The organism is Actinoplanes aureus, assembly GCF_015704865.1.
In the GTDB taxonomy this organism is placed as follows: Bacteria; Actinomycetota; Actinomycetes; order Mycobacteriales; family Micromonosporaceae; genus Actinoplanes; species Actinoplanes aureus.
On the sequence record NZ_JADQTO010000003.1, the window covers coordinates 599,977 to 617,954 of the forward strand.

Genomic DNA, 17,978 nt, shown 5'->3' on the forward strand with positions numbered 1-17,978 from the left:
CCGGGCGAGAACGCGATCCACCCTATCCGCGGCGACGAGCGGTGATGATCCAGGCGCGGGAGCCGAACCACACGCCGTCGTCACTCAGGTGTGCGGCGATCGTCTCGCGTAGACGCCCGACCGCGTTCGCCGCGGCGGCGCTGTCCAGCCGGTCCAGCGCCTCGCCGGTGGATCGGAAACCGCGCACCCAGTCGAGGGCGCCGGCCACATCCGGACCGAAGTAGACCGGCTCGTCGACGTCGGTGAAAGCCACATCGGCGAACCCGGCGGCAGCGAGGGTCTCCGTCACTCGCGGCGGGTCGGCGAGCGAGAACGGATCCGGTCCCCCGGACGCCACCGGCTCGCCGAGAGCCCGGCGGATGGCGACGTCCCACTCGTTGCGGTCGCCGGCCTGCCAGACCATCATCACCAGGCGCCCGGACGGGCGCAGCGCCCGCCCGATGTTGGTGAACGCGGCGACCGGGTCGTCGAAGAACATCGTGCCGAACCTGCTGACCGCGAGGTCGAAGCGCTCCGGCGGGAAACGGTGGACCTGTACGTCGGCGTGCTCGAAGGCGATGTTGCCGAGCGCTTCGGCCCGGGCGAGCTCACGGGCCCGCTCGACCGCGGCAGCGGAGACGTCGACGCCGAGCGCGCTGCCCGCCTGGGCCGTGCGCGCGGCCTCGCGGGTGGTCTGCCCGGTCCCGCAACCGATGTCCAGGATGTGATCCTGGAGCCGCACACCCCAGTGCCGGCGCAGCACCCGGTGGTGCCGCCGCAGCTCGGCGTCGTATCCGGCCGGATCGAGGTCAGTGGTCACCGCGCAGTCCCTGCTCAGCGGCGTACGCCACGAGGCGGTCCGCCAGCTCACGCGGGCGGCTCAACGCCGGGGTGTGTCCACCGTCGATCTCGTCGGGGTCGATCCCGAGGCGCTCCCCGGCGACCCGGCGAAGATAGCTCGGAGGGAACAGACGGTCGTCGCGACAGATCAGAACCCGCGTGGGAACGTCGGGCCAGGCTCTGAGCGGCGACGGCTCCCCAGCCCGCGCCTCGGATTGGGCGGGCGCCCGCTTCAGCGCCTCAGCCGCCAGCTCCGGCGGGACATCCGGGTAGAACAGGGCGATCTCGTCCGCATACTCCTCCGTCGCCTCCTGGCCGAATCCGGTGTTGACCCAGTAGTCGGCGGGAGCCTCCGCCGGTGCGGGGATCATGGGCGCGACCAGCACCATCAGTTTCACCGCCACCCGGTCGCAGACGAGCGGGGCGGTGAAGCCGCCGAACGACTGCGCGACGACGACCAGGTCGGTCCGGTCACCGATCGCCGCGGCGACGGCGTCCGCATACTCCGGCAGGCCGGCCGAGTCGTCGGCGCAGGGAAGATCGGGTGCGACGGTGTCGTGGCCGCGCGCACGCAGCTCGGCCTCCACCAGATGCCAATACCAGCCGACATCGCCGGCGCCGTGGATCAGAACGAATGTGGCCACCGTGCCTCCTTCCACTTGCGGTGAGAGTAGGCGACCCCTATGACATTTCCGGGCGTCAGATGATCTCCCAGTCCAGCGCGCCGTCGCCGTCCACCCGCGGCCGGTACCGGCCCGCCCACGGCTGGCCGGTCTCCAGCGAGGCGGCGGTCAGCTCCAGCAGTTCGGCGACCGACCCGGGCCACCGCTCGAAGGTGGTGCCGTCTTCCGCGTAGAACTCGCCCACCTGTCCACGACCGTCCGGGCGCTGGTCGGTCACCAGGCTGCCGCCGTCGGCGGATCCGGCGAACGGCACGAACGACCGGTGCCACCAGGGGTTCGTCCCGGCCATGCCCTCGCGGGTCAGGATGCCGCAGTTGACCTTCCAATCTCCGAGGATGCCGTCGAGCGACTCGGGCGTGAAGAACGGCGGCAGGGTGAAACCGGAGGCACCGTCGTGCCTGCGTAACGAGGCGACCAGGTCGGCCGGGAACGCCACCGACATACGCCGCTGCAGGTCGTCGATCCGCGCGGCACGGGCCGGCGGCCGTAGCGAGCGGGCGCTCGCCGGCGCGTGCTTGGCCAGCCACTTCTCGATCCGCCGCCAGGCCGCGTTCACCCGGGCGGTGGTCGTGGCGTCCGGCTTGCCGACCGCGACCGGGCCGCTGCTCTGCGGGCAGGCGTCGGCCGCCGCCGGGCGAGGGCTGGACGTTCGCAGCGGGGGCACCGGCAGGATGGTCACGTACCCGGTGGGCTCGGGCGAGGTGAATTCACTGACCTGGAATTCCGCGCCCAGGTCGGTGGGGGAGCGGCTCCACCACGCCAGGTTGCAGACCACCAGCACCATGACGACGAATACCGCCAGCAGGCTCAAGACCACTTTCCGGCCGCTGACCGGTGGGCGGCGTTCCGGAACCGCGGCCTCCGGTGCCGTGCTCGTACCGCCTGTCGCCCGCAGCGCCGGATCGAGCCACTCGGCGGCCTGGTCGAAGCCGGCCGTCGTGTCGGCCGGGATGCGGCCGGCCACCCGGACCGGAAGCGCCGCCTCGTCCAGCTCCACGTCGCCGATCGTCACGACGCAGGCGGCGACACCGTGCCCGGCCAGAGCATCGAGGGCGAGCGTCGCGTGGTTCACCGCGTCCGGCCCCGGCCCGGCCACCACCACGGCCGGCGCGCCGACCGCGGCCGCCAGGTCGGTGAGCGTCCAGCCGTCCCGGCCCACCGGCACGGCCGGGCCGGCCGAGCCGGCGACCAGCACCAGCGTGTACGCCCGGGTCACCGCCCGGATCAGGTCGCGTGCCTGGTCCAGGGTCAGCTGGTCGGCGCCGGGCAGTTCGACGCGCCCGGCCAGGTGCGGCCGCGCCGGATCGTCGCCGGCGGTCTCGCCCACGACGACCACCGCCACCGGGACCTCGGCGGCCGCCGCGAGCGCGGCCACCGCTGTCCGCCAGTCGACGCCGGCCGAGGTCGCCGTCACCATCCACGCCCCGTGGCCAGGCCATCCTTGATTCACGCGGACACTTTAAAGGGTCCCTCACATGTTCTTCGCCGCGGCTTTGATCGCCGCACGGATCCGGGCGTACGTGCCGCAGCGGCAGATGTTACGCAGCCCGTCGAGGTCGGCTTCGGTGATCTCCCGGCCCTCGGCGGCCACCCGGTGGACCAGCGCCACGGCGGCCATGATCTGACCCGGCTGGCAGTAACCGCACTGCACGACGTCGTGGTCCAGCCAGGCCTGCTGCATCGGGTGCAGCTCCGCACCGGCCGTGGCGGCCAGACCCTCGATGGTGACGACCTCGTCGGCCGGCTCCAGGTCCGAGACCGGGATCGAGCACGGGCTGACCGCGCGGCCGTTGAGATGGCTGGTGCACGCCTTGCAGACGTTGATGCCGCAGCCGTACTTCGGCCCGGTGATGCCGAGGATGTCGCGCAACACCCACAGCAGGCGTACGTCGTCCGCGACGTCCACGGTGACCTGCTTACCGTTGACCCGGAAGGTGTGCTCAGGCACGTGTTCCTCCGTCCGTGGGCGAGGCGGGAATCGGCGGGATCGTCGGCTTCGGCGTGAACGAGAGCGTGCCGTGGTTGATCGGGAAGGTGGTCGGCATCGTCCCGGTCGCGCGCCCGTACGCACACGCGACCGCCGCCATCGCCGCGGCGACCCCGAGTTCCCCGGCGCCGCCCGGCCGTTCCGAGCTGCTGGGCATGATGATGATCCGCAGGTCGGGCGGGGTGTTCCACTGCCGGGTGTAGAAGTAGTTGTCCCAGCTGGCCTCCAGGAAGTACCCGTCGCGCAGGTGCAGGCTGGAGGTCAGCGCGAGCGCGATGCCGTCCATGACGCAGCCCATCATCTGCGCTTCCAGACCGCGCGGGTTGACCACAAGGCCGACGTCCACGGCGAAGACCGCCCGGGTGACGCGGGGGCCGCCGACACCGTCGCGGATCGGGCGGTTGACCGTCTCCGGCCGGCAGTCGATCTCCATGAGGGCGGCGCTGACGCCCTTGTACTCGGAGTGGAACGCGATGCCCTGCGCCACGCCCGCCGGCAGTGCCCGGCCCCAGCCGCCGGCCTCGGCGGCCTGCCGCAGCACCGCCCGGGCACGCTCGTCGCGCAGGAAGTCGAGCCGGAACCGGTACGGGTCCTTGCCCATCCGATCGGCGAGCCGGTCGACGATGAGCTCCCGCGCGCACGTGGTGTCGGGAGAGTAGACGTTGCGCATGCTGCCCGTGTTGAAGCCCTTGCCGGTCTCGCTGAGCAGCCGGCTGTGTACGCCGAACCGGTACGGCGAGGTGTGGCTGAACTGGAAGAACGTCTGGGCGAAGGCGGCGTCGCCGATCGGCAGTTTCGCGGCCATGGCGGTGAACAGCTCGCCGAGGCCGTGGCCCAGGTCCGTGGTGACGCTGGTGTGCCGTTGCTCGTACCCCAGCACCACGTCGCCGGCGTAGGCGACGCGTACCCGGGAGGTGGCCATCGGATGCGTGCGCCCCTGGCGCGCGTCGTCGGCGCGATGCCACATCAGCTTCACCGGCTTGCCGATCTTCTGCGACACCTCGGCGGCTTCCAGGGCAGCGTCGAAGAACAGTTTGCGGCCGAACGAACCACCCCCTTCCGTGACGTGCACGGTGACATTGCCCAGCGGCAGCCCGAGCCGGGCGGCGATGGCCTGCTTGGCGACGATCGGTGACTTCAGCCCCGACCAGATCTCGGCGCGCCCGCCGCGTACGTCGGCGATCGCGCAGTTGGGCTCCAGCGCGCTGTTGCTGCGGAAGTGGAAGGTGAACCTGCCTTCCACGACCGGGGTCGGCGGTCGCGGCCCGAGTGGCAGCTCAGCGGCGGCCAGCTCCGCCAGCACGGTGGCGTCCGACTTGCCGTCGACCGTGCCGCGTCTCCAGGACACCCGCAGCGCACGGACCGCGTCGATGCACTGGCCGAAGGTCTCGGCGCGTACCGCCACACCGGTGGAGACCGTCACCACGTCGGTGACGCCGGGCATGGCGAGAACCTCGCCGAGGTTGGCCACCGCACCGACCTTGCCGTTGATGGTCGGCGGGCGGCACAGCATCGCCGGTTTCGCGCCGGCGACGTCGAGGTCCATCGCGAACTTCTTGCGCCCGGTCACGGCGTCCCGGGCGTCGATGCGGCTGTGCGGTTTCCCGATGACGGTGAAGCTCTCCCTCGGAGCGAGCTCCACCGGCACGGACAGGGTCTTCGGGCTGGCCGCCGTCGCGGCGAGCTCGCCGATGCCGACTCGGCGGCCGGCCCGGTCGGTGATGACACCGTCCTCGAGCCGCAGGCCGGTGACGGGCGCACCGAACAGGGCCGCCGCCGCTTCGAGGAGCCGGTGGCGGGCCACGGCGGCGGCGACCCGGATCGGCGTGTAGGTGGCGATGGTCGTGTTCGACGCGCCGGTCAGCTGGTTGAACAGCAGCTCCGGCCGGGCGTCGGCCAGGGTGACGCGGACCCGGTGCAGCGGTAGGGAAAGCTCCTCGGCGATCAGCATGGCCGTCGAGGTGGTGATGCCCTGTCCCACCTCGGCCCGGGGCAGAGCGAACGACGCCGTCCCGTCCGGGTTGATCTCCACCGAGATCAACCCGGACGTCGGCAGCGCGGCCGCCGTCATGATGTCGTTGAGGTCGAGCAGCTCCGTCAGGTCCGCCGCCGCGGGTTCTCCGTGGTGCAGGTCGGCCGCGGTGACCAGGACCGGGGCCGCCAGGACGTACCCGACGAAGCGCCGCCTGTTCATTCGGGCCGGTTGATCGTAGGGATCTCGATTTTGGTCGCTTTGCCCTTGGTCAGATAGAAGAGGATGTACTGCCGGGCGGCCTCGTCGATCACCCAGGCGGCCTCGGGCACCAGCGGCAGCGGGATCAGGCCCTCCCGGAACCGCACCAGCGCCGGCCAGGCGGTGGCGATCAGCGGGCCCCAGATCGGTTCACGCTTGATGCCGTCCCAGTCCGCTACCTGGTCGCCGACCAGATAGCGGGCGAGCGCGTTGCAGAGCGGCCGGCTGACGCTGCCCGGGCTGGTCTGTTCGGCGAGCTGGCCGAGCAGGATGTCGGTGAGCTCGACGCCCTCGCGGGTCGGGCCCATGTTCGGCGGCAGCACCTGATCGGACTGGGCGTTGGCCGCCGCCCAGGTGGCCGGGATGTACTCGTCGCGGATCCCGAGCATGTGCGCGGTCACCTGCCAGACGTGCAGGTAGGCCTGGGAGTCGGCGGCGCTGATCGGCACCTTCCACTCGCGCATCTTGCGCATCGCGTACGTCGGCAGCGTGTGCCAGGTGACCAGCATGTCCTCCTGGCTGATCGGGATACCCCACTTCCAGTGCGGCGACTGCTGGAGCAGATGCCGGATCGCGGCGTGGACGAGGCGGGTCTTCACCGCCTGGACGATGCAGTCGCCGTCCGGCCGGTACGCGTTCAGCGCCCCGACCGCGAAGCCGAGCAGGCTGGTCTTGGCGACCCGGTCCTCCATGTCCGCGCCGCCCTTGGAGTAGTAGACCGCCCACGCCTCTTTCGGGATGGCGGTGCTCAGCATGCCGCCGCCCACGCCGTTGAGCAGGTTCAGATAGATGCCCCGGGATTTGTTGAACCGCGCCGCGGTCTCGAGCTTGGCGCGGTCCGCCCATTCCGGCAGCCGGCGCGCCTTCTCGATGAAGTCGTGCAGGTACCCGGGCAGCCCGGCGGGCAGCGGCTGGTCGTTGCGGGTCCAGTCCCACAGCAGCCGGTTGACCTCGGGCACGACTCCGCTGTCGAGCAGCTGGGCGGAGACCGGGTCGGCCTCGGTGTCGTACACGCTCCGGGGACCTTCATCGGTGCCCCATGCCGGGGTGGCGAGGCCGAGCGCACCGGCCGCACCCAGCGCCCCTCCGGACAGCAGTACCTTGCGCCTGCTCATCTCCGACATTTACGCAAAACCTTTCACGGGCGGTTGGTGACCGGGATTTCGATGCTGATCGGGCGCGCCTCGGACAGGAACAGCAGCGCCGCCTTGCGCAGGAACTCGTCGAACAGCCAGTACGCCTTCGGCGCGAGCGGGAACGGCAGCAGCCCTTCGCGTACGGCGATGAAGGGCCCCCAGGCCGCCCGCAGCAGCGGGTCCCAGACCGGTTCCCTGGGGATCTTGAGCCATCCGGCGATCTGGTCGCCGAGCATGAACCGGGTGAACGCACCGAGGATGGGCTTGCTGAGCAGGCCCGCGTCGATCGGGGTGCCGAGCTTGAGCAGGATGTCGGCCAGTTTGACGCCCTCGGGCGTCGCCGCCAGGATCGGGTCGAGCACCTGCTCGGCCTGCGAGTTCGCCTCGCTCCACGAGGCCGGGATGTACTCGTCCCGGATCCCGAGCAGATGGGCGCCGACCTGCCAGGAGTGCAGGAAGGCCGCGGACTCGTCGTCCGGGATCGGCACCTCCCAGTCGGTCAGCTTGCGCATGACGGTGGTGGGCAGGCTGTGCCAGGTGACCATCATGTCCCGCTGGCTGATCGGGATGTCCTCGTCGGCGACGTCCGCCCAGTAGGGCGACTGCGGCAGCAGGTGACGGACCGCGGCGTGGACCAGCCGGGTCTTGACGGCGGTCACGATCATCTCGCCGGTGGGCAGGTACGCGTTGACCGAGCCGATGTCGTACCCGAGTTTGGCGGTCTTGGAAATGCGGTCCTTCATGTCCGCGCCGCCCTGCGAGTAGTAGACGGCCCGGGCCTCCTTCGGGATGACCGTGCTCATCATGCCGCTGGCCAGCCCGTACAGGACGCCGAGGTAGAGCCCTCGCTTCTCGTTGAAGTCGACCGCGAGGGCGAGCTTGCGCTGGTCGGCCCAGGCCGGCAGCTGCCGGGCCCGCTCCATGAAGTCGCGCAGGTCCGCCGGCAGACCGGCCGGCAGCGGCTGTCCGTTCTTGGTCCAGGTCCGCAGCAGCTGGTTGACCATGGGGACGTCGCCGCGCTCGATCAGCGAGGCGACCAGCGGATCGGCCTCGGAGTCCCACACCCACCGCGGATCGGCGCCCGCTCCGGTGCCCGCCACCGATCCCTTGGCGGACCACGTCCACATCGATTGCGCGTGTGCCGGCGCGGCCACGCTCAGGGCGCCGAGCGCGCCGAGGGCTCCGCCGGCTCTCAACATGTTGCGTCTGGTGACTGGTTCCACGGTCCGCTCCTTGGCTGATACGGTGAAACAAGTTCTGCCGGTATGTATCAGCGATGAGAGCACAGCGTGCCGGCGAATCACAAGACATAGAATGACGGCCGTCGATTGACGAACGCGGTCTGAGCAGGCCTGTTGATACCGTGATACAAATAGCGTAAAAGTATCTCCCCGGGGAGGGACGCCATGCTGCCGCCGGCCTCGGAATCACTGCTGGGGCGCGCGCTCGCCGAGGCGTTCGAGCTGGCCGACCTCGACGAGGAACCGGCCGGCGACAACGACGAGGTCACCACCCGCCTGCTCGACGCGGCCTACGACCAGTTCTGCCGGATCGGGATCCGGCGATCCACGATGGGCGACGTCGCCCGGCGGGCCGGCGTCTCCCGGATCACCGCCTACCGCCGGTTCGCCACCAAGGACGCGCTCGTGGAGCAGGTGGTCCGGCGCGAGTTCCGCCGCTACTTCGACCGGTTCCTCGTCGACATCCAGCAGGCCCGGACCGCCGCGGACCGGGTGGTGCTGGGCTTCGTCAGCTCCCTGCAGGCCATCCGGAGCAACCCGCTGATCGGCGGCCTGATGGACATCGAGCCGGACCTGCTCGTGCCCTCCCTGATCGGCAACGGCGGGCGCACGCTCGCCACCGTGCAACAGTTCGTCGCCGGCCAGCTTCGCAAGGAGCAACAGGCCGGCAACATCTCCGCTTCTGTGGACGTGGAAGTCGCCGCCGAACTGATGACCCGGCTGTCCTGCTCCTTCCTGGTCACCCCCAGTCACGTCGTCGACCTCGACGACGCCGAACAGCTCAGCGCCGTGGCCCGCCGTTTCCTCGCACCCATGCTGTCGGCCGATCCGAACGTTTGAGGGTTGTCCTCGAGTCAGCTGTGTACTTATCCGTCGAACCTTCACTCGAAGGTTCAGCGATACGGTCGAAGGAATGACAGACGCCCAGCCTTTCACCGGCGCCGCGCTCACCGCGATGCTGCCCCCAGCCGTCCGCCTGCTCGCCCTCGGCGAACCCACCCACGGTGTCGAGGCCTTCCCGGAACTGCGCAACGAGCTCTTCCAGCACCTCGTCGAACACCAGGGCTACCGCTCGATCGCCCTGGAGAGCGGCTGCCTGGCCGGCCTGACCGCCGACGCGTACGTCACGCACGGCACCGGCACCCTCGACGACGCGGTGAGCAGCGGACTCACCCACGACTTCGGCGCCTCACCCGCCAACCGCGAGCTGCTGCGCTGGATGCGCGAATACAACGAACAGCGTCCGGCGCACGAGCGGCTCCACTTCTACGGCTTCGACGGCGAGCTGGAGACCATGGGCGCGGCCAGCCCGCGCGCGGCGCTGACCGCACTGCACGACTACCTCGCCGCCTACCGTGACCTGCCGTGGAGCACGGCGACGCTGGACGGCCTGCTCGGCGCCGACGACCGCTGGAGCAATCCGGGCGCCATGCGGGATCCGGCGCAGTCCGTCGGCCGTACCCCGGAAGCCGACCGGCTCCGCGTGCTCACCGACGACATGCGGGCGCTGCTTCACGCGTACGCCCCCGGTCTGATCGCCGCCACCTCACCGGACACCTGGTGGCGTGCCGACCTCGACGCCCGCACCGCGGGCGCGCTGTTGCGCTACCACGCAGCCATGGCCGACACCGCGCCGGACCGCTTCAGCGGCCTGCTGGCACACCGTGCGGCGATCATGGCCGACAACCTCGACGCCATCCTGCGCCGCGAAGCCGATCGCGGACCCACCCTCGCCTTCGCCAACAACGGACACCTGCAGCGCGACGAGAGCAGCATGACGTTCGGCGGCGGGCGGCAGCGTTGGTGGAGCGCCGGCGCCATCCTCAGCAGCCACCTCGGCGACCGCTACGCGTTCGCCGCCGGCAACTTCGGCAGCCTCGGCGACGACGTCCCACCCGCCGGCACCCTGGAAGGCACGCTGTCGGCCTTGCCCTACGACCGCGCCGTCATTGACCCCGGCCGCCTCACGGCGGCCTACGACCGACGCACCCCGGCCGACTTCACCTACGCCTCCATCGACCCGGCCACCATCGACCGGATCAACGCGCTCATCTTCATCAAGCACGTGGTCCGGGCGGCATTTTTCCGGTACGGGTGAGCCGAGTCCCGCCCTGCCCGCGAGCCGGCAGCCACTCCGGACACCACCGCGACCGCCGGGCCCAGGCAGGTGGTCGCGGTGGGCGGGTACCGGTCAGGCGAGCAGTTCCGCCAGCCGCGCCGCACCCACGTTCCCACCCGAGATGATCACACCGATCCGGGCCGGCACCGGGTCGAGCCGTCCGGCCAGCAACGCGGCCGGCCCGGACGCGCCGCTGGGCTCCAGCACCAGCTTGAGCCGGTCCACGGCGAACCGCAGCGCGTCGCGCAGTTCGTCATCGCTGACCAGCACGATCTCGTCGACCAGCTCCTTGTTGATGGAGAAGGTGAGTTCGCCGGGGATAGGGGCGGCCTGACCGTCCGCGATGGTGCGCGGTATGTCGATGCGGACCCGCTCCCCGGCGGCCAGCGAGCGCTTGGTGTCGTCGCCGGCCCGCGGCTCGACGCCGACCACCCGGATGCCCGGCTGCACACCCTTGGCCGCGACCGCACTGCCGGCGATCAGTCCGCCACCGCCGACCGGCACCACGATCGCGTCCAGCTCCCCGGCGTCCTCCAGCAGCTCCAGCGCGGCCGTGCCCTGCCCGGCGATGACGTGCGGATGCTCGTACGGCGGGATCAGTGCGAACCCGCGCTCCGCAGCGAGCCGCCGGCCGATCTCCTCCCGGTCCCCGGTGTACCGGTCGTAGATGACGATCTCGGCGCCGTACCCACGCACCGCGTCGAGCTTGGCGGCCGGGGTGTCCTCCGGCATCACGATCACCGCGGTGCTGCCCAGCTCGCGCGCGGCCAGCGCGACCGCCTGCGCGTGATTGCCCGACGAATAGGTCGCGACGCCCCGCGCGAGCTGCTCGGCCGACAGCCGGGAGATCGCGTTGTAGGCGCCCCGGAACTTGAACGCCCCGACCCGCTGCAGGTTCTCCGCTTTCAGGAAGACCCGCGCACCGACCCGCTCGTCCAGCGTCCGGGAGCGGATTACCGGCGTGCGGTGCGCGACCCCGTCGATCCGCTCGGCCGCGTCCCGGACGTCCTGCAAGGTCACCGTCACCCCGCCCACGGTAACCGCTGCTGCCTTCCTTCGATGTCTTACGGCGCGGTGAAATCAGGCCTGGTCCCGCAGGTAGGTCAGGACGGCGAGCACCCGCCGGTTGGTGTTGTCGTCCGGCGGCAGGTCCAGTTTGGCCAGGATGTTGCCGACGTGCTTGCCGACGGCCGCCTCGGAAAGGGTGAGCGTCCGGGCGATGGCCGCGTTGGAGTGGCCCTCGGCGATCAGCTCGAGCACCTCCCGTTCGCGCGGGGACAGCCGCGCCACCGGGTCCTGGCGTCGGCCGAGCAGGCGGCGGACCACCTCGGGGTCGATGACGGTGCCACCGGCCACCACCCGGCGCAGCGCGGTGGCGAAGTCGTCGACGTCGACGACCCGGTCCTTCAGGAGGTAGCCGACCCGGCGGCCGTCGCCGGAGCCGAGCAGCTCCGCCGCGTACCCGTGCTGCACGTACTGGCTGAGGGCGACGACCGCCAGCGCGGGGTTGTCGCGGCGCAGCTGGACGGCGGCGCGCAAGCCCTCGTCGTGGAAGCCCGGCGGCATGCGGATGTCGGTGACGACCAGGTCGGGTTGCCGGTCGGCGACCGCGCGCAGCAGCTCGCCGGCGTCGCCGACCGCGGCCACGACGTGGAACCCGAAGCGTTCCAGCAGGCCGGCCAGTCCGGCGCGGAGCAGCACCCCGTCCTCGGCCAGTACGACGTTCACGCGGTCGGACACGGCAGCTCCACGCGGATCAGGGTCGGGCCGCCGGGCGGGCTGGCCAGCAACATCCGGCCCTCGGCCACCGCGGCCCGGTCGGCCAGTCCGGTCAGGCCGGTACCGCGGGCCGGGTCCGCACCGCCGTGACCGTCGTCGCCGACCTCGACGACGAGCAGCCCGGCCTGCTCGCTGGCGGTCACGGTGCCGGACGTCGCGCCGCTGTGTTTGGCCATGTTGGCGAGGGACTCGGCGACGACGAAGTAGGCGGTCGCCTCGACGTGGTCCGGCAGGCGCCGGGGCAGGTCGGCTGTCACCCGTACCGGAATGGGGGTTTGTCCGGCAAGGTCGCGCAACGCGACCGCGAGGCCGAGGTCCGTGAGTAGCTGCGGCCGGATGCCGTGGATGAGTTCGCGCAGCTCGCCCATCAGTTCCTTGGCCTGCCGGTGCGCGGTGGTCACCGCGCCGGCGGCGGGAGAGGAGTCCGGCAGATCGAGGCGGGCGAGGCCGAGTTGCAGGGTGAGCCCGACGAGCTTCTGCTGTGCGCCGTCGTGCAGGTCCCGTTCGATGCGGCGGCGCTCCGCCTCGAACGCGTCCACGAGACGCGCACGTGACCGGGACACCTCGACGAGTTCGGCGCGCAGCGCCTCGGCGGAGGCGGTGTGCAGCACAGCGCGGGCGACCGCGGCGTGCGCCGCAGCGGTGAGAGCCAGCAGATAGGGCACGCCGGCCGCGGCGACGAGAGCACCGATCGCGTACGGGACCGCCTGTTCCGCCGTGACGATGGTGACCACGCCGAACGAGACCGGCCCGCCGTCGACCAGCACCGGGCTGAACAGGCAGACCCCGATCAGCAGGACGGTCACGAACAGCGCGCTGTAGACGACCGGAACCGCGGTGACCATCACGGCGGCATAGCCCAGCCGCCGCCACGGCGAGCCGGTGGCGACGAGAGGGCGATCGCCGACCAGCCGGAGCCGATGGCGCTCCAGGCGGGGGAGTGGCCGTGCCGCCAGCGGGCCCAGCCCGGCGAGCAGAACCGCGCCCGCCACGAACAGCAGCAGGGCGACGACCGGGTCGGCGGTGCCGGTGAGGAGCTTGCGCAGCAGCACCAGCCAGGGCGCGGCCAGCAGGCCGAACGGCACGGCGACGGCGGCAGCGACCGGCACTGTGCTGAGCACGAACGCCAGCGACCGCCAGGGCCACCAGGTGATCAGGAACCGGCGGGATCGGATGGCATTGTGGAGGGTCGGCACGCAGCCACGGTAACGACGTCGGACAGCTCGCCCCAGGAGTCCAGCCGTAGATCCGGGGTAGGGCTAGGCATACCCCGGAACGGTCACTGCACGTAGCGACCCGCGGCCGGCTCGGCCTGCCCGATTCCGCCCCGGGCTCCCGGCCCGCGACCTCCCGGGCGGCTCGGGTGCCGCGCTGAGCCACCGCGTCCGTCAGGCGCCCGAGCTCTTCCGGTCGGCCTCGCCGCCTCGCCGGCGGTTCCGGTACGCCTGAGCCTTGCGCCGGTTGCCGCAGACCGCCATCGAGCACCAGCGGCCCGCCCCCGAGCGGGACGAGTCGTAGTACGCCCACCGGCACGTGTCGTTGTCACACACCTTCAACCGTTGCCAGCTGCCGTCGGCCATCGCCCGCGCGATGATCGCGAGCAGCCTTCCGAGGGCACGGTCGGCCGGTGTGCCGTCGGCCGTGAAGTCGAGGCCGTCCGGGGTGAAACGGGGCCGTAGCCGCACCCGCTCGGCGGCTTCGTCGAGAACCGCCGCCGATCCGCTGATCAACAGCTCCCGGATGCCTTCGCGCAGCGTACGGGCGTGGAGCAGGTCGGTATCGCCGGCCGTGGACGACTCGTCGAGCAGTCCCGCGTACCGCAGCCAGGCGGTCAGATCGCCGGCGTCCGGCAGCGCCTCGACGTCTTTCTCCACGTCATAGGTGTTGACGAACTCCCGGACGACCCGGAGCGGCCCTTCGACCGGCATGGCGCATCACCTCTGAACCCAGTTTACTGGTTACCGATCCGGGTAACCGGCTAACGAGTTCACCGGTTACGAGGAGGGCATCGTGGGCCGAGACTTCCGCCGGCTCTTCACCGGCACCGCCGTCTCCGCGCTCGGCAGTGAGATCAGCGAGCTGGCCCTGCCCCTGCTCGCGATCCTCACCTTCCACGCCACCGCCGAGCAGGTGGGCGTCCTGCGCGCCGCCCAGTTCCTGCCGTTCCTGCTCTGCACCCTCTACGCCGGCGTCCTCGTCGACCGGATGCGCCGCCGCCCGCTCATGGTCGCCGCGGACCTCGGCCGGTTCGTCGTGCTCGGCGCCGTTCCGCTGCTCGGCTGGGCCGGCCTGCACCGGATGGAGCCGCTCTACGTGCTGGTCTTCCTGGCCGGCGTCGGCACCGTGGTGCACCAGCTCGCCGACCAGGCGTACCTGCCGACCCTGGTGGACCGGGACCGGCTGCTGACCGCCAACGGCCGGATCGCCGCCGCCCAGTCCGGCGCCGAACTCTCCGGCCAGGGCATCGGCGGCCTGCTCGTGGCCTGGCTGACCGCACCCGTCGCGGTCGCCGTCGACGCGCTGTCGTACCTGGTCTCCGCCTTCGCGGTGGCCGGCATCCGCACCCCCGAGCCCAAGCCGGTCCGCCACCACGCCACCCCTCTGCGCCGCGAACTGTTCGAGGGCCTGCGACACCTGGCCGGCAGCCGCCTGCTGCGCCCGCTGGTCGGCGAGGCCGCCACCTACAACGTCGCCTACCAGGTGTTCTCCCTCGGGCTGCTGCTCTGGCTCGCCCGCGACCTGCGCCTGTCCCCGGTGGTGATCGGCGTCGTACTCGGCCTGGCCGCCGCCGGCGCCCTGGCCGGCGCGCTCACCGGCGCCCGGCTCTCCGCCCGCTACGGCTTCGGCCGCACCATGCTCGTCACCATGGCCATCGGCAACAGCGCCCCGCTGCTGCTCTTCGCCGCACCCGGCGGCGGCACGGGAGTCGCCGTACTCGTCGGTGCCGTCTTCATCGTGGCCGGGTTCGGCACCGCCCTGGCCAACGTGCACAACCGGAGCCTGCGGCAGAGCGCGGTGCCCGACGAGATCCGCGGCCGCGTGACCGCGGCGTACCGCCTGGTCTCCTGGGGCACCCTCCCGCTGGGCTCGCTCGCCGGCGGCTTTCTGGCCACCGAACTCGGCGCCTACGGCGCCTGCCTCGCCGGCGCCGCCGGCATCGCCGCGGCAACCCTCTGGGTCGCGCTTTCCCCGATCCCGCGCCTTCGCGAAACTCCCGCTTACGTCTGACCAAGGGGTACGCGTACCGCCGTTCCGGCTGGGTATGCGCCATATCGATAGGGAGGTGGCGGTGATGGAAGAGCCGATCGGCACACTGACACCACTGAGTGACACCGGCCAGGTGGTGGCCGACCCCGAGCAGGACCTGCGGGGTCGTACCGTGATCGACAGCGCCGGCGAGAAGGTCGGGACCGTGACGGACCTGCTGGTGGACACCGCCGCGAACGCCGTGCGGTTCCTTCGGGTCGAGCACGGCGGCGTGCTGGGCTTCGGTGCCACCGCGTCGTTCATCCCGGTCGACGCGATCAGCCGGGTGACCGACGACGAGGTGTACGTGGAGTCGGCCAAGGACCGGATCGCCGGGGCGCCGCGCTACGACCCGGACCTGGTCGATCAGCGCGACTACTACGAGAAGATCTACGGTCACTACGGGTATCCGCCGTTCTGGACGCCGGGATACTTCTATCCGGGTTTCCCCAACGGCCGCTGAGGGCTCGTCCGGCGTACCTGAGTTGCGCGGTGGCGTGCCCCGGGTAGGGTTGCCACCCATGTCCAGCAGCGCCACGGTTACGTATCGGACCAGCGACGACGGCACCACCCTGCACGCCACCCTGACCGGCGAACTCGACCTGGGCGACGCCGACGACATCCGCGACAGCCTCGTCGCCACCGCGCGGCAAACCGGCTGCCAGCGGCTCGAGGCCGACCTGGCCGAGGTCGGGTTCATCGACTCCTACGCGCTCGGTGCCCTGGTGAGCGCCCGCAACAGCGCCGCCGCCGACGGGATCACCATGACCCTGGTCAACCCGTCCCCGCCGGTGCGCAAAGCGCTCGAGGTGACCGGGCTGAGCGACGTGTTCTGGTTGTGAACCTCTTGTCGTGAGCCTCTTGAGTCGGCCCCTGGGGGAGGCGGCAGACTCGGCACTATGCCGGAGCTGAGCGGGATGACCCGATGACCGAGATCCAGATCGGCGTGCTCGGCGCCGCGCGGATTCTGCGGGGCGCCCTGCTCGCACCCGCCCAGCGGGTCGACGGGGTCACGGTCGCGGCGATAGCCGCGCGTGACCCCGCACGCGCCCGGACCTACGCGGCCAAGCACCGGATCCCCCGGGTGCACGACAGCTACGAGGCGCTGCTGGCCGATCCCGCCATCGACGCCGTCTACATCCCGTCCCCCGCCGCGCTGCACGCCCGGTGGACCATGGCCGCCCTCGACGCCGGCAAACACGTCCTGGTCGAGAAGCCGTTCACCGCCAACGCCGCCGAGGCCGAGCGGGTGGCGGCCGCCATCGCGACCTCGGACCGGGTGGTCATGGAGGCCTACCACACCGGTCACCATCCGCTGACGGCCCGGCTGCGCGAGATCCTCGCCTCCGGCGAGATCGGGACCGTGCGCGCGGCCCGAGCGATCTTCCTGGTGCCGGTCCCACCCGGCCGCAACATCCGCTGGAACCCGGCCTTGGGCGGCGGCGGCCTGCTCGACGTGGGCTACTACCCGGTGCGGCTGCTGCGCGACCTGTTCGGCGAGGCCACCGTCGAGCGCGCGCACGCTCTGCATCGCAACGGCATCGACCGCTACCTGGAGGCCGACCTGACGTTCCCCGGCGACGTCCGGGGCACGGTCGTCTCGTCGTTGTGGTCACGCCACCTGTTCGGCTCCAGCCTGCGCGTCGACGGCGATCGGGGCCGCCTGACCGTCTCCTGGCCCTACCTGCCGCAGTTCGGCTCGCGGATCACCGTGCGCGCGGGTGGGCGCGCCCACCGGGAACGCGCCGACCGGACGCCGACCTACGTCTACCAGTTGCGCGCCTTCCGGGACGCGGTGCTCGGCGACGGCCCGATCCTCACGGACGCGGCCGCTGCGGTGAGCCAGATGCGGGCGCTCGACGACATCTACGTCGCGTGCGGCCTGAGGCCACGCTGCCTGCCGTAGGCCGCGGACGCGTTCATCGAGGTCCAACGCCTCGACTGCGCCGGAATGAGCCCTCTACGCCGTGCTCCGACGCCGTGCAAGCGCTGCCTGCCGCCCCATCGGCACCTGCCTCACCTGCCGACCCCGCTTCCCGCAACGGAACCCCAGGCAGGACCGAAGATCATGGCAAACCACTACTAGGGCGTTCGTCCAGTTGGCCCTGATGTACCGGGATGGGGCCTCCACTCGGCGGCTGGACGCCAGCCGGGCGCCCGGCCGCATGCGAAGAGGGCAGGCGGAGTGGGGGCCCGGGCCGTCGCTTGCACGCGCTATCGGGTGCGGTGGGGTGCGTGGGCTACGGCAGACAGCGGCGGGCCGTCGCTGGCGCACGTTGTGGGGTGTGGTGGGGTGCGTGGGCTACGGCTGGCGGGGGCGGGCCGTCGCTGGCGCACCTTATGAGGTGCGGTGGGGTGCGTGGGCTACGGCTCGGCTCGCCACGGGCCGTCGGGGATGCCGCCGGGCGTCGGCTGGGGCCTGTGTCGGCTACGGCCCTGTCCGGCTGGTAGCGCAGCACGTATTGGAGGACCGGGTGGCGAGCGCTCTGCCCCCCGGACCCGGCGGGCTAGAAGGCTTCCGTAGTCAGGGTCCTCAAGCGGTGATCTTGCTTGGCCCACGCTCAATGCTGTTGGGCCGGACAAGAGAAGGCTCTCTAGCTGTGATGTTCGGGGACGTTGGTCGAGGAAGTGTGACCACTCGATCTGACGATCATCAGCTGGTTCTGTGAACGATGAAGGCCTCCAGCGATGCAGTGGAGTTGTCGAGAAACCACTGACCAGCACCGGAGGCCTTC

17 protein-coding genes are annotated in these 17,978 nt (G+C 71.4%); 6 read left to right on the forward strand and 11 right to left on the reverse strand.

Features of this window, described 5'->3' with window-relative positions; all coding sequences use genetic code 11:
• Positions 1-22: 22 nt before the first annotated feature.
• From I4J89_RS08690 to I4J89_RS08720, 7 genes are read right to left on the reverse strand one after another with little or no spacing between them, the layout of a single operon-like run.
• On the reverse strand, positions 23-799 hold the full coding sequence (locus I4J89_RS08690; protein ID WP_196413320.1) for a class I SAM-dependent methyltransferase: 777 nt from the start codon (positions 797-799) through the stop codon (positions 23-25).
• The gene (locus tag I4J89_RS08695; protein WP_196413321.1) at positions 789-1,463 is read right to left on the reverse strand and encodes an alpha/beta fold hydrolase; all 675 of its coding nucleotides are present in this window, start codon (positions 1,461-1,463) and stop codon (positions 789-791) included. The genes I4J89_RS08690 and I4J89_RS08695 overlap by 11 nt, the downstream gene beginning before the upstream one ends.
• A 55-nt stretch (positions 1,464-1,518) precedes the next feature.
• Positions 1,519-2,952 (reverse strand): SMI1/KNR4 family protein, encoded by a 1,434-nt coding sequence (locus I4J89_RS08700; protein ID WP_196413322.1) that lies wholly within the window; start codon positions 2,950-2,952, stop codon positions 1,519-1,521.
• A 21-nt stretch (positions 2,953-2,973) separates the two neighbouring features.
• Positions 2,974-3,450 carry a (2Fe-2S)-binding protein gene (locus I4J89_RS51435; protein WP_196413323.1) on the reverse strand — a complete coding sequence of 159 codons (477 nt, stop codon included), beginning with the start codon at positions 3,448-3,450 and terminating at the stop codon, positions 2,974-2,976.
• Positions 3,443-5,683: a molybdopterin cofactor-binding domain-containing protein gene (locus tag I4J89_RS08710; protein ID WP_196413324.1), complete on the reverse strand. Its 2,241-nt coding sequence runs from the start codon at positions 5,681-5,683 to the stop codon at positions 3,443-3,445. The genes I4J89_RS51435 and I4J89_RS08710 overlap by 8 nt, the downstream gene beginning before the upstream one ends.
• Positions 5,680-6,837 carry an oxygenase MpaB family protein gene (locus I4J89_RS08715; RefSeq protein WP_230858508.1) on the reverse strand — a complete coding sequence of 386 codons (1,158 nt, stop codon included), beginning with the start codon at positions 6,835-6,837 and terminating at the stop codon, positions 5,680-5,682. The genes I4J89_RS08710 and I4J89_RS08715 overlap by 4 nt, the downstream gene beginning before the upstream one ends.
• Positions 6,838-6,860: 23 nt before the next feature.
• Complete coding sequence (locus tag I4J89_RS08720) at positions 6,861-8,081, reverse strand: oxygenase MpaB family protein (RefSeq protein WP_196413326.1); 1,221 nt, start codon at positions 8,079-8,081, stop codon at positions 6,861-6,863.
• 183 nt (positions 8,082-8,264) lie between these two features.
• Here I4J89_RS08720 and I4J89_RS08725 point away from each other — a divergent pair, with 183 nt between their 5' ends.
• Positions 8,265-8,939 (forward strand): TetR/AcrR family transcriptional regulator, encoded by a 675-nt coding sequence (locus tag I4J89_RS08725; protein ID WP_196413327.1) that lies wholly within the window; start codon positions 8,265-8,267, stop codon positions 8,937-8,939.
• Between the two features lie 73 nt (positions 8,940-9,012).
• Entirely contained in the window at positions 9,013-10,197 is a 1,185-nt protein-coding gene (locus I4J89_RS08730) for an erythromycin esterase family protein (protein WP_196413328.1), read from the forward strand.
• A gap of 93 nt (positions 10,198-10,290) precedes the next feature.
• Here I4J89_RS08730 and I4J89_RS08735 read toward each other — a convergent pair whose 3' ends face one another.
• From I4J89_RS08735 to I4J89_RS08750, 4 genes are all read right to left on the reverse strand, one after another.
• On the reverse strand, positions 10,291-11,244 hold the full coding sequence (locus I4J89_RS08735) for a threo-3-hydroxy-L-aspartate ammonia-lyase (protein WP_309238234.1): 954 nt from the start codon (positions 11,242-11,244) through the stop codon (positions 10,291-10,293).
• 54 nt (positions 11,245-11,298) lie between these two features.
• The gene (locus tag I4J89_RS08740; protein WP_309238235.1) at positions 11,299-11,958 is read right to left on the reverse strand and encodes a response regulator; all 660 of its coding nucleotides are present in this window, start codon (positions 11,956-11,958) and stop codon (positions 11,299-11,301) included.
• Positions 11,943-13,193, reverse strand: a complete 1,251-nt coding sequence (locus I4J89_RS08745; protein WP_196413330.1) for a sensor histidine kinase — start codon at positions 13,191-13,193, stop codon at positions 11,943-11,945. Before I4J89_RS08745 ends, I4J89_RS08740 begins: the two co-directional genes overlap by 16 nt.
• Before the next feature lie 192 nt (positions 13,194-13,385).
• Positions 13,386-13,925, reverse strand: coding sequence for a CGNR zinc finger domain-containing protein (locus I4J89_RS08750; RefSeq protein WP_196413331.1), 540 nt, complete (start codon positions 13,923-13,925; stop codon positions 13,386-13,388).
• A gap of 82 nt (positions 13,926-14,007) precedes the next feature.
• Here I4J89_RS08750 and I4J89_RS08755 point away from each other — a divergent pair, with 82 nt between their 5' ends.
• From I4J89_RS08755 to I4J89_RS08770, 4 genes are all read left to right on the forward strand, one after another.
• Positions 14,008-15,225 carry an MFS transporter gene (locus tag I4J89_RS08755; RefSeq protein WP_196413332.1) on the forward strand — a complete coding sequence of 406 codons (1,218 nt, stop codon included), beginning with the start codon at positions 14,008-14,010 and terminating at the stop codon, positions 15,223-15,225.
• A gap of 64 nt (positions 15,226-15,289) precedes the next feature.
• Positions 15,290-15,706 carry a PRC-barrel domain-containing protein gene (locus I4J89_RS08760; protein ID WP_196413333.1) on the forward strand — a complete coding sequence of 139 codons (417 nt, stop codon included), beginning with the start codon at positions 15,290-15,292 and terminating at the stop codon, positions 15,704-15,706.
• Positions 15,707-15,764: 58 nt separating this feature from the next.
• Positions 15,765-16,085 (forward strand): STAS domain-containing protein, encoded by a 321-nt coding sequence (locus I4J89_RS08765; RefSeq protein ID WP_196413334.1) that lies wholly within the window; start codon positions 15,765-15,767, stop codon positions 16,083-16,085.
• Between the two features lie 83 nt (positions 16,086-16,168).
• Entirely contained in the window at positions 16,169-17,149 is a 981-nt protein-coding gene (locus I4J89_RS08770; protein WP_196413335.1) for a Gfo/Idh/MocA family protein, read from the forward strand.
• Positions 17,150-17,978 lie beyond the last annotated feature (829 nt).